An 11,875-nucleotide genomic window follows, 5' to 3' on the forward strand; every position below is an offset into this window, starting at 1 on the left:
AATAAAATAAGTACCTGTTTCCTCGCCAAATAACAAATGCATAAGAATATTAAGCGGGATAAACAATCTAGGCATTAACTCCTTGCAACTCCTATATCTCCTTTATTTTTTCTTATCCCTTATCCCGAATTGACGTAAATACTAAAATCCTAGTAGAATGATACAAGTAAAAATTTTATATTATAAAATTATGAGCAAAATAAATAGAATAAAAAGCAAATTAGATGTGTTAAAACCACATTATTGTGAAATAGTTGATGAAAGTTCCAAACATGCCAGCCATACTGGTGGAACTACTGAGAGCCATTTTAGGGTTAAAATTTTTTCAGCAGCTTTTATAGGAAAAAGCTTGCTAGAACAACATAAAATGATTAACAATCTTTTAGCAGATGAGCTAACTAGTGGATTACACGCCTTATCAATTGATACGAAAAAACCTAACTTGCCTCATAGGAACGATGGAAAAACGCCCATATGTATGACGAGTGAAGGCGTTACCAACTCATCAATTGATTATAGACGTTTGTGAATTGGAAATTTAGCTATAGAATCAGTCTTTAATTTTATTTAGAGTGTGATATATATGATACATAACGAAAAAGAATCTACGTCGTTTGAGAATCTTAAAGATTCAGAAACAAATAACGCTACAATTGACGAATCTACTATTGATACTCCTAGCGTTAAAGAGAAGCCGAATGAATTAAAAGTATCTCCTATAGATGAAACTCTAAGTAATTCGGTAGATAATCAAATAATTCAACCAAAAGAAAGAAAAGCAAGAATTATCAAAAGCCTTGACGATATAGAGCTTGGACGTATCAATAAGTTAAAAACTACTTCTGCTGCAAAATCGGTAAGAAGTAAGGATGATTTGTCGATAATTGAGCAAGAACAAAGTGAGAAATTAAAGTCGATTAAAACAAATGAGATTAGAATTTCAAATGAATTTCTAAAATCTTTAGAACAAAAAAATAAAGAAATAAAGACAGAATCAAAAATAAAAAGAGCTATCTCTTACATAATTTCTGCTTGGGAGTGGACAAAAAAGACCAAGGCTTTCAAGGCTATAGATTGGCTGTTAAATACAAAATTAGCCAAAATTGCACTCGGTAGTGCTGTAAGCCGGACTATTACGGCAACGCTTGCAATAGTAGTATTAACTGGGATATCCCCCCCTGCAGCCTTAGCCATGGCAGCAATAACATTAGCTGGGGTAGCTGGAGGTATGGTAGCTGATGCTATTAAAACAAGAAAGATTCGTAAACTTGCCCAAGAAAATGATCTATTAATGCAAAATCGAGGAGATATAAGTAAACAACAATATTTATTAGAACTGGATCCCAAGCTAGCCCAGCTATTGGGTAATAAATTAAACGTCCCAACATCTGTCCCAGAAGAAAATAAACATTATCACTACATATCTTCCAAAGCAGAACTGGCATTTAATACAAGTAAGTTTTTTATGGAGAATATTCAGGACGCAGCTACTTTAGCATCCAATATAATTGCAGCTAGCACTGGTAATCCTGCTAAGATTGCTGCAGCGATTAAATCTGGTACAGCTTCAGCGATTACTTTGATTACCTCAGGTTTAACTGAAAAACAATCAGCTGATCTTGTTACAGCATTTAAAATTAATATTAATAACGAACTACATAAGAGTGATGTTGCAGATTATCATAATTTACAAGAGTTGCGTAAGATTGTACAAAAACAACATATTCAAACTACTGCTCTGACTGAGTTGATGCGAGATAAAGATTATTTCAAGTTAACTGATGAGCAAAAACAAAATAAATTTGATGTGTATCAAGAAGCTTTAACTGAAATAAGGCTCGACAAAAATTATAGAAAATTAACCGATGAGCAAAAACGAGATATGCTTCATGCAACAGTAAATAAGCTTGAAGAAAAATCTAATGAACAAGAAACTGAAACTAAAGAAAAGACAAAAAGTAGTAACAGACTGATATCAGCGGCAAAAGGCACGCTAAGCTTTTTAAGAGATTTAGGTAGGGCAAATGATCCTTTTTATGAACAACCTGAAGTTAAAGGTGACAATTCATTAACCAAATCTATGAATGCTGCCAAGAAATCTGCTGAAGAAATAGTAACTCCTGCAGTTATAGAACAATTACGAAAAAGTAAATCTACGTCAGATTTATTGCAAAAAGAGAATAATGTTCATCAGAAAAATTTGCAAAGAAGCCATTCTTCAGATCGGCATCTTGAACGATAAATTAAATTCTCAGCTTACGCATGGCATTTAAAAGTCATATAGAAAATAGCTTGGCATCATTGCGAGAAGCTACTTTAGTAGCGACGAAGCAATCTATATGTGGATTGCCACGCTCACATACGTTCGCTCGCAATGACGTTTTATACTTTTCCGAAATTTTTAAATTGTCATGTGGTTTATGCGTAAGGTAATGGTATGGATCTACCCTATATACAGAATGAATATTAATGGTTATTCTTCTAGATTTAATATATTAAAACAACAATAGGGAGACCCAAAATGGAATATAACACAATAGGAATAGATTTAGCAAAAAATATTTTTCATCTTCATGCAGTAGATAAATATGGAAAAAATTAACAAGGGAGAAGTTTTTAGATTTTATGGCTAACCAACCAAAATCATTAGTAGGCATGGAAGCATGTGGTGGTTCTAATAATTGGGCTAGAGAAATGATAATATTGATGGTAAATAAGACAAAGTAAGTTAGCGAATTCCATCAGGGCTGAAGCACTTTGTTGTGCTTCAAGTCGAATACATGACTGCATTTGCTTTTTTTTCTGTCAAGTATTATTTTTTTTTCTTGCATTATTGGGTAGATCTATACATGAGTAATTTAATCTTTCATTAATCTACCTAATTTTTATTTTGAATAAATGCAACTTATGTTTTATAATGATATCATCCTAAAAACTCTCATATAGCTTTAATTTTATGCAAAATGTAGAAATTATTGAGACTATCTCTACATCAATATCATGTTCTGGCAGAGAGTCGCCTTATGATCATCCAAGAATTTATTTGGAAATTGATTCAACCAAAGGTTCTATTATGTGTCCTTATTGTAGTAAAAAATTTGTGTTAATTAAGTAATGAAGATAAAACTCCTATCAGATAGCACTATAAATCGTATCGCTGCTGGAGAGGTAATTGAACGACCAGCTTCGGTGGTAAAAGAACTAGTTGAGAATGCTATTGATGCAGCTAGCACTAAGATAGATATAATGCTTGAGCAAGCAGGCAAAAATCTTATTGTTATTTCTGATAATGGAATAGGTATGTCTGAGGATGACCTAAATATTGCCATAGAGCGTCATACTACTTCTAAACTTGATGAGCTAGATTTATTAAATATTCACACTTTTGGCTTTCGCGGAGAGGCATTACCTTCTATAGGATCTGTAAGTAAGATGCTAATTACTTCAAAGGCACGTGGAGCTGATAGAGCATATCAGATGCAAATTAGTGGTGGGATTAATAAAGGAAGTAAGCCTACCATTCACAACGAAGGTACTAAGATTGAAATACGAGATTTATTCTTTGCTACTCCTGCAAGATTAAAGTTCTTAAGATATGATAAAACCGAATTTGCAGCTTCATTAGATGTAATAAAGAAAATTGCATTAGCTCATCCTAAAATCAGTATTAATTTATCTCATGATGGTAAAAATATTCTAAAAGTAAAAGGACAAGATGGTAATTTTGACGAAATTCTAAAGCAAAGAATAATTGATATAGTAGGTTCTGATTTTATTGAAAATTCGGTTCATATTAATCTACAAAGACCAGAAATTTCAGTATATGGCTTTACTAGTATTCCTACCTTTAATAGAGCTTCTGCTGAGGATCAATTTTTATTTGTTAATAATAGGCCGGTTAAGGATAAATTACTACAAATCGCTTTAAGAGTAGCATATCAGGATTACTTAGCTCGGGATAGACACCCAGTTTCAGTTTTGTTTCTACAAATAGATCCCCAAATGGTTGACGTTAATGTTCACCCTGCCAAAACAGAAGTAAGGTTTCACGATCCAAATACCATACGGGGATTACTGGTAAGCTCTATCAAGGATGCCCTTGCCACGAAAAGTCATATGGTTTCAACGAATATTGCCACAACTGCCTTAGGTCTTTTTCGAAATACAGCAACTACTAATAATGCGGTTAAAACAAATATACCATTACAAAAAAGTCCTAGCTCTTCAAAAAAAATATATCCGGATAATTTAACTCCACATAATTTGAGCGTATCTGATAATAGCAGTACTTATCGAGCCCAAAATTTAACTCTCCCTAAATCCAACCAAAATAGTTCTAATATTCAACAGCCATTAATAAAGACTGAACCTCATGCTAAAGTAGAGGTAGTAGAGGACTCTATAGTCAATTCAGGAGAAGTTGATGCTAGGAGCGATGGAGCGACGCCTATAAGTAATAGGCGAGCGATGAGTGACGACGTCACCAACTTCTCATCAATTGACTATACCCATAGCGATTGTAACAATGGGTTACTCGGAGCGGCAAGAGCACAATTGCACGGTACTTATATAATATCACAAACAGCAGATAGTATTGTTATCGTAGATCAACATGCAGCCCATGAACGTTTGGGATATGAAAAAATTAAACAGACGATAAGTAATAATGGGCTAATTAAGCAGAGATTACTGATACCTGAGATAGTAGAATTACCAGATGTCAAAAGAGCCGATTTATTATATAATAAGAAGGCAGACCTTTCTAAATTAGGTTTAAGCATAGAAAAATTTGGCGAGCGATCCATCATTGTATCAGAGGCTCCAAGCCTATTAGGAGATATCAATATAAGCCAACTTATTCAAGACTTAGCAGATAATTTATCTGATCTTGGCGAAAATATTTCCTTGATTCAATTGATTGAACATGTTACAGAAACATATGCATGTCATTATTCTATCAGAGCAGGTCGTAAATTATCTTCTGAAGAAATGAATGAATTGTTAAGGCAAATGGAGAAAACCCCTTTTTCAGGTCAATGTAATCATGGTAGACCAACTTACATTGAACTCAAACTCAAAGATATTGAGCGATTATTTGGACGTACATAATTAGACCTCCTGCAAAACTCTACTTCTGCTGGTAATTGTCGATGCGGTACTCGAATCCTCACGTACGCTAGAGTACGCTGCGGTTCTGCGTTCCGCGTCTCCTTCAAATTCCTCAGCATAAGCGAGTTTTGCAAGAGGTCTATTGATAGCTTAATATAATCTATTAATTTGGGATAAGAATAAGCCCTTTAAAGAATGGGTAATAGTAGTTACTGAGTTAGGGAATGAAAAAAATAAGTAATACCGCAAAAATAATAAAAACAACTATTAGTGTAGCAAAAAAATCTGTTATATTTATAGATATAGTGAATTAACTGGAATTAGTGCCGAATAAGCACCCCATGCTGTCATTGTGAGGAGCCGCTTTGCGGCGATGCGGCAATCCAAAAAATGCTCAGGAATGGATTGCTTCGTCGGCTACGCCTCTTGGCAATGACGTTTTGTACTTTAACTCTTTTTCCGTGAATGCTCACTAATATTGGAAAAATTGTTTTCATATTTTTGATGAAAATAGTAAATTTCTATAATTTTTTGTTTGTCTAGGAGGCGGTCTCCTAGCAACTGGCAATTGAGGTTAATATAATGTTTAACTATAATAATATATTTGATAATCACATAACTAGAATTAAACAAGAAGGCAGATACCGTGAATTTGTTCCTGTTCAAAGGCAGGCAGATAATTTCCCGTCCGCTTGGTATGTTGATAAAGAAATTGTCATGTGGTGTATTAATGATTATCTTGGAATGAGTAAGCACCCAGATGTTACCAAAGCTGCTCTAGAGGCTATAGCCAAATATGGCATTGGCTCTGGTGGCACAAGAAATATAGGCGGCAATAATAGCTGTATAATAGAATTAGAACAAGAACTAGCAACCTTACATAATAAAGAATCAGCTTTAGTCTTTACTTCCGGTTATGTTGCCAATGATACCACCCTTGCAACACTAGCAAAAATAATGCCTAATATAGTTTTTTTCTCAGATGAGTTAAATCACGCTTCTATTATTTCTGGTATATGTAACTCAAAAGCTGAAAAACATATTTATCGACATATTGATGTTCAACATCTTGAAGAACTACTTAAAAAGGTAGATATTAATAGACCAAAGATTATTGTTTTTGAATCCGCTTATTCTATGGACGGATTATTTTCTCCAATAGAAAAAATAGTGAATTTAGCTAAAAAATATAATGCTTTAACTTTTATTGACGAAGTACATACAGTGGGTCTATATGGCAAGCATGGTGCTGGTATTGCCGATCTTCAAGGTTGTGCTGATAAAATTAATATTATCCAGGGAACCCTTGGCAAGGCTTACGGCGTTATTGGCGGCTATATTGCAGCTGATAGTCAGATTATCGATTCTATAAGACTTACGGCTCCAGGTTTTATATTCACCACCTCTTTACCGCCAATTATCGCTTCGGCAGCAACTGCAAGTATTCGTCATTTAAAAAATTCTAATATAGAAAGGGAAACTTATCAAAAGGTAATAGCCAAGGTAAAAAAATCTTTTGATCAAGCTAAAGTGAATTATTTTAAGAATGATAGCCATATTATACCAATAATTATTGGCGACCCAATTAAAGCCAAACAAGCCTCTAATATGTTGTTGAATGATTATAATATTTATGTTCAGCATATCAACTTTCCAACAGTACCACGTGGTACAGAACGCTTAAGAATCATTCCAACACCCAACCATACCGATAAAATGATTCAGGATCTTACCAAAGCTCTTGTTGAAATTCTTAGTGTACTGGATATATCACCATCCATCAATTCCCATTCTATAATAAAATTACCTCTATACCCCGCAGCATAGGTACTATCATAGAATAGTCAATTGATGAGAAGTTTGTGACGTCGTTGCTCAATCTCGCCTATTACTTATAGGCGTCGCTCCATCGCTCCTGCTACCCAATTCCCCTGAATTGACTATAGGAGGCAATCCATAATTCGTTCCTTTGTCATTCCCGCGTAGGCGGGAATCTATATCCCTGTTTATGCAGGGGTGACAGAAAAATGGATATCATACTTTTAACTTATAATGGTTTCGTCGCTACTAAAGCAGTCCCTCGCAATAACGTCTTGTACTTTTCCGGAATCTTTAAATTGTCATGGGTGTTATGCGTAAGTGAGTAATTCAATAAAAAAGTTCTATTTTATACTCCATGACGTTGTATTATTTGGCTTTTTATCTCTGCAATAGCTTTAGCTGGATTTAAACCTTTTGGACAAGTTTTGGTACAGTTCATAATTGTATGACAACGATATAGCTTAAACGGATCTTCTAAAGCATCTAAACGCTCTCCAGTATACTCATCCCTAGAATCAGCAATCCATCGATAAGCTTGTAGTAAAATCGCAGGACCTAAATATTTATCACCATTCCACCAATAGCTTGGGCAGGAGGTGGAACAACATGCACATAATATACATTCATATAGCCCATCTAATTTTTCTCTATCCTTAAGCGACTGTAATCTTTCACTATTGGAAGGAGGAAGAGTATCAGTTTTTAGCCAAGGTTCTATCGATTCATATTGAGCATAAAAATGCGACATATCAGGTACTAAATCTTTTACTACTTTCATATGTGGTAAGGGATATATCTTAATATCACCACAAATTTCTTCAATAGGCTTAATGCAGGCAAGTGTATTAGTTCCATCTATATTCATTGCACAACTACCACAAATCCCTTCACGACAAGAGCGTCTGAAAGTCAAAGTAGAATCTATTTCATTTTTTATTTTAATTAAGGCATCTAGAACCATTGGACCTGTTTTGTCTAGATCTAACTCGTAAATATCAATTCTCGGGTTTTCCTCAGAATCTGGATCATACCTATAAATCCTAACATTACGTAGCTTAGCCGCTTTCCCAGAATATTTATGTACTATACCTTTACCGACTTTAGAATTAGGTGGTAATCTAAGTTCTGCCATATCTATTCCCCACTCTACAAGTCTTTTTTCCGACTTGGTTTTTTAATTTTTATAGTACCATTATCATCATTGCTCATTGGAAATAAATTTGCCTCTTCTGAATTCATAGCTCTACCACTAAGCAAGTTTTTAATCTGTTGCCCTGACAATGTTTCATGCTCAATTAATATTTTGGCTAATAGATGGAGTTCACTAATATGCTCAGTTAGTATATTTTTTGCTAAATCGTAACCTTTTTCAACAAAATTTTTCACTTCCCTATCAATTAATTCTGCGGTATGTACAGAAGTATGACCTTCCCCCCTACCACTAGCATACATATCTTCATTGCTTGAGCCATGATATACAGGCCCTATTGCATCACTTAGCCCCCAATCAGTTACCATAGCTCTAGCCATTCTGGTTGCCATTTTAATATCAGAAGAAGCACCAGAAGTAACTTTGTCTTTACCAAAAATAAGTTCTTCAGCTACTCTGCCTGCCATTGCTACCGCTATGTCAGCTTCCATTTTATCACGCTGTATAGAAAACCGATCATTTTCAGGTAATCTCATTACCATACCAAGTGCTTTACCTCTTGGAATAATAGTTGCTTTATGAATTGGATCAGAAGCTGGGCAGTAAAGCCCAACTAATGCATGCCCACCTTCATGATAGGCAGTTAGTTTTTTCTGCTCATCTGACATAATCATAGAACGTCTTTCCACGCCCATTAACACCTTATCTTTTGCTTCCTCTAATTCCAGCATATCAACTTCTTTTTTGCCTTTACGAGCAGCAATTAATGCCGATTCGTTAACAAGATTAGCAAGCTCTGCCCCTGAGAATCCAGGAGTTCCTCTAGCTATGGTTCTAGGTATTATATTCTTAGCACATTTTATCTTCTTCAAATGTACTTGTAAAATTTGTTCTCTACCATCAATATCTGGATTAGGTACAGTAATTTGACGATCAAACCTTCCGGGTCTTAGTAAGGCAGTGTCAAGTACATCAGGTCTGTTAGTTGCCGCAATAATCACTACTCCTTCATTATCTTCAAACCCATCCATTTCAACTAACATCTGATTCAATGTTTGTTCACGTTCATCGTTACCACCGCCCATGCCAATACCTCTGTGACGACCTACAGCATCTATTTCGTCAATAAAGATTATGCAAGGGGCATTACGCTTCCCTTGTTCGAACATATCACGTACACGGCTTGCACCCACACCAACAAACATTTCAACAAAATCAGAACCAGAAATACTAAAGAACGGAACATTTGCCTCACCTGCTATAGCTCTTGCTAACAGAGTTTTACCTGTTCCAGGCGATCCTATTAATAAACAGCCTTTGGGGATTTTACCACCAAGTTTCTGGAATTTGCTTGGATCTCTAAGAAAATCAACAATTTCAGTTAATTCTTCTTTAGCTTCATCAATACCAGCAACATCTTTAAAAGTAACTTTTGGTCCCTTATCTGAAACTAGCTTGGCTTTAGATTTGCCAAAACCCATAGCTTTCCCACCGCCTTGCATTTGACGCATGAAAAATATCCAGCCACCTATCAACAAAATCATTGGGAACCACGAAATGAATATGCTAAACAATAGGTTCATTTTGGTATCAGGAGGTATTACTTCAATATATACACCGTTACTACTTAGACGGTTTATTAAATCTGGATAGTCAGGAGCATAAGTTGAAAAAGCTGTTCCATCACTTAGATTTCCATCGATTATTCTACCCTGAATTTTAACAGAACTAACTGCTTTTTCATCAATTTTGGTTAAAAAATCTGAGAAAGAAATATTACTCTTTCCTCCAATAAAACCATCATTTTGAAATGCATGAAAAACAAGCGCCATTAAAACAAAAATCGATACCCAAATTAGAACATTCTTACCTTGATTATTCATCTACAACTCACCTAACAGAAATGCGTAAAACGCGATACAAAATTTGGAGAAAAAGAAACGTCAAGCCCCTTACTCAACCCCTCATCATTATAGTAGGATATATGGGGTATGGCTATAACTTTTTCAAGTATCTTGACTACTGGTAGAGTGAATAAAATAGCAACATGGTTATTGAAACTTGTCTCTTTTAGTATTGTTAAATCTAAATCTTTTCTTATTTTACTATAATCCTTGATCGTTAAATTACTTACTAAGTAGCCTGAATTATTTGCAAAGCTTCCTGTAAAACGGAATCTACCATCCCAAATATCTATATTGTTAAGTTTAATGTCCATCGGCAAACTTCTGCCAAATTCCCGGCAAATTATTAAATTATTATTAATTTTTTTTATCACACAACCATGTAATGTTTTAGTAAAATTCATTTGTTGTTGTAATAATATCACTATTATCCTTATTGGCTCTGATCTACTACTACGATTTTTACCGCTAATAATGATAAGGACAAAACTAATTAACTGTAGTATTATTTCGCTAGAAAATCCTGTAATCTGTAATAAATTTATAGTAGCAAAACCGAATTGATAAATTTTTACTGATTCGGCAATGCAAGCGATTAATTCAGGTTGCAATTTTTCTTCTACTAATTGGTTAATTGTAGATTGCTCAGAAATTATTTGATTTTTTACATATTCTCCTTGTTGAGATAATTTTTTTCTAATAATATTTCGTTGGTATTTGTCGGATTTATTCGATTCATCTTCAAACCATTTTATATTATTGGCAATTAAATACGTTACTAACCGTTGTTTTGGTATGTTAAACAATGGTCTCACTATTTTAACATTATTATACCAATTAATAGGGCTACCACTAAGTCCAAATATGCTACTTTTTTTTTCTAATCTCAGACAATAATTTTCTATATAATCATCCAAATGATGGGCTGTCAAAATTGTCAATATATCTAATTTTTTACATAAATCGGTCATTAATTGATAACGCCCTTCTCTTGCCCTTGCTTGTAAATTAGAAAAATTATTTTGGTGATTGAAGTGAAGTAGATGGTAGTCATACCCCAATTTACGGCTTAAATCCCGAACATACTCATGCTCTAGCTTAGATTGTTCCCGCAAATGATGGTCAACTAACATCACAACCATACTAATATTTTCACTAATACTATTAGTGCTGACCCATTTATGTGTTAACATTAAAAGGGCTATGGAATCAGACCCCCCAGAAACAGCTAAGGCAAAAGACCTCGGAGGTCTATTGCCAATTAGCTGCTCAATATTTTGCTGAAATTGTTGATAAAGCATTATTTTTTTTCAGTAGAGCTAGGATTTTCTTGATCTTTTTTCAAATCTGAAATTCTTTTTTTATATTCTCGTTCTTTAGCAAGATATTTTTGAGCTTCTTGTGAGATTTTTTTATATAATTCGCGTTTATGAGCGTTAATTTTAGCAACTTCTATTCGATATTGTTTTATTTCTTCCCTCAGTTCTGCTGAAATTCCTGCAGCATAAGAACCGAACTCATCAATAATTTTTTGTAATTCATTATCGTTATTAACAGTAGTACTATTAATATTAGTTTGTTTGGCATTTGACATTGTGGGTGACGTAGTATTTGCTATACTATATGAGCTTAGTAATAGCACTCCTACAATAGTAATTGCCTTATACAGAAAGTCTAATCTATTTTTTTTTATCATTTATACACTCCATAAAAATACTTTTATATAATTTTTAAAATTTAATTGCTAAATATGAAAACTAGCAAAATAAATATACATTATTATCTTTCTTAACACTAATCATAAATTACGTCAATTCGGGATAAGGGATAAGAAAAAATAAAGGAGATATAGGAGTTGCAAGGAGTTAATGCCTGTGATAAATGTTTTTTT

Annotated in this window: 9 protein-coding genes and 3 pseudogenes; 6 read left to right on the forward strand and 6 right to left on the reverse strand. The window is 34.1% G+C overall.

Going from position 1 to position 11,875, the window contains the following annotated elements:
* Positions 1 to 96 (reverse strand): annotated as a pseudogene (locus RiCNE_RS08570) (IS982 family transposase); the annotation flags it as partial.
* Positions 97 to 190: 94 nt separating this feature from the next.
* On the opposite strand from RiCNE_RS08570, the pseudogene RiCNE_RS03595 reads away from it, so the two are divergent.
* The 5 genes and pseudogenes from RiCNE_RS03595 to mutL all read left to right on the forward strand — a co-directional run.
* Positions 191 to 427: pseudogene (locus tag RiCNE_RS03595) on the forward strand (BolA family protein); the annotation flags it as partial.
* Between the two features lie 156 nt (positions 428 to 583).
* Complete coding sequence (locus tag RiCNE_RS03600; RefSeq protein WP_094649253.1) at positions 584 to 2,242, forward strand: hypothetical protein; 1,659 nt, start codon at positions 584 to 586, stop codon at positions 2,240 to 2,242.
* Between the two features lie 279 nt (positions 2,243 to 2,521).
* A pseudogene (locus RiCNE_RS08480) lies at positions 2,522 to 2,697 on the forward strand (IS110 family transposase); the annotation flags it as partial.
* A 259-nt stretch (positions 2,698 to 2,956) separates the two neighbouring features.
* Positions 2,957 to 3,115, forward strand: a complete 159-nt coding sequence (locus tag RiCNE_RS03605) for a zinc-finger domain-containing protein (protein ID WP_094649254.1) — start codon at positions 2,957 to 2,959, stop codon at positions 3,113 to 3,115.
* Positions 3,115 to 5,109: a DNA mismatch repair endonuclease MutL gene (gene mutL, locus RiCNE_RS03610; RefSeq protein WP_094649255.1), complete on the forward strand. Its 1,995-nt coding sequence runs from the start codon at positions 3,115 to 3,117 to the stop codon at positions 5,107 to 5,109. Before RiCNE_RS03605 ends, mutL begins: the two co-directional genes overlap by 1 nt.
* On the opposite strand, the gene RiCNE_RS08405 is transcribed toward mutL, so the two are convergent.
* Positions 5,110 to 5,256 (reverse strand): palindromic element RPE1 domain-containing protein, encoded by a 147-nt coding sequence (locus RiCNE_RS08405; RefSeq protein WP_094649262.1) that lies wholly within the window; start codon positions 5,254 to 5,256, stop codon positions 5,110 to 5,112.
* Positions 5,257 to 5,691: 435 nt separating this feature from the next.
* On the opposite strand from RiCNE_RS08405, the gene hemA reads away from it, so the two are divergent.
* The gene (gene hemA, locus RiCNE_RS03620) at positions 5,692 to 6,936 is read left to right on the forward strand and encodes a 5-aminolevulinate synthase (RefSeq protein ID WP_094649256.1); all 1,245 of its coding nucleotides are present in this window, start codon (positions 5,692 to 5,694) and stop codon (positions 6,934 to 6,936) included.
* Between the two features lie 340 nt (positions 6,937 to 7,276).
* On the opposite strand, the gene RiCNE_RS03625 is transcribed toward hemA, so the two are convergent.
* From RiCNE_RS03625 to RiCNE_RS08410, 4 genes are read right to left on the reverse strand one after another with little or no spacing between them, the layout of a single operon-like run.
* Complete coding sequence (locus RiCNE_RS03625) at positions 7,277 to 8,062, reverse strand: succinate dehydrogenase iron-sulfur subunit (RefSeq protein WP_094649257.1); 786 nt, start codon at positions 8,060 to 8,062, stop codon at positions 7,277 to 7,279.
* A gap of 14 nt (positions 8,063 to 8,076) precedes the next feature.
* Positions 8,077 to 9,963 (reverse strand): ATP-dependent zinc metalloprotease FtsH, encoded by a 1,887-nt coding sequence (gene ftsH / locus RiCNE_RS03630; protein WP_094649258.1) that lies wholly within the window; start codon positions 9,961 to 9,963, stop codon positions 8,077 to 8,079.
* An 11-nt stretch (positions 9,964 to 9,974) separates the two neighbouring features.
* On the reverse strand, positions 9,975 to 11,285 hold the full coding sequence (gene tilS, locus RiCNE_RS03635; protein ID WP_094649259.1) for a tRNA lysidine(34) synthetase TilS: 1,311 nt from the start codon (positions 11,283 to 11,285) through the stop codon (positions 9,975 to 9,977).
* Positions 11,285 to 11,680, reverse strand: a complete 396-nt coding sequence (locus tag RiCNE_RS08410) for a hypothetical protein (RefSeq protein WP_094649260.1) — start codon at positions 11,678 to 11,680, stop codon at positions 11,285 to 11,287. Before RiCNE_RS08410 ends, tilS begins: the two co-directional genes overlap by 1 nt.
* Positions 11,681 to 11,875 lie beyond the last annotated feature (195 nt).

The sequence above is a fragment of the Rickettsia endosymbiont of Culicoides newsteadi genome (genome assembly GCF_002259525.1).
GTDB lineage: Bacteria > Pseudomonadota > Alphaproteobacteria > Rickettsiales > Rickettsiaceae > Tisiphia.